Here is a 440-nt window from a genome sequence, read left to right on the forward strand (position 1 = left end):
TTTTTTCTTGTTCTTTTAGTGGTGGAAGGGGGATTTTGAGATTGTTTATATATTCATCTCTGATATTTAATAAACTTGATACAGTTCCACTCACGCAACATTGAATATATGTCTCATAAAACGCACTAGCAAAAATAAAAAATACATATTTTGCGTTTAAAGATTCAGAGATTCTAACGATTCGTAAAAATGCGCCTATTTGTGCATTATCAACATTTTTATTAACAAAAGCACATTTTGCGATATTATCTATATCGTTAGTGCTAGTAATGATAATATCGTTTTTATGAACCTGTTTTGCACTACTAAACAATTTTTGATTTACATAAACATCGTTATTTAATAAATCTAAATTGTGTGTGATTTTATTGATATTGCCTCCGCGCATTATGCGAATTCCTTGTGAGCTAGTTAAATCGTTTTGGCTATACGAAGTTCCT

General features: G+C 29.8%; 1 protein-coding gene. It reads right to left on the reverse strand.

The window, feature by feature from the left end; all coding sequences use genetic code 11:
- Window positions 1–388 (reverse strand): restriction endonuclease subunit S (locus FMM56_RS08565; protein WP_190319040.1); only part of this gene is annotated, 388 nt, incomplete at its 3' end.
- Between the last annotated feature and the right edge of the window lie 52 nt (window positions 389–440).

It is taken from the genome of Campylobacter sp. LR264d, assembly GCF_008633895.1.
Classification (GTDB): domain Bacteria; phylum Campylobacterota; class Campylobacteria; order Campylobacterales; family Campylobacteraceae; genus Campylobacter_D.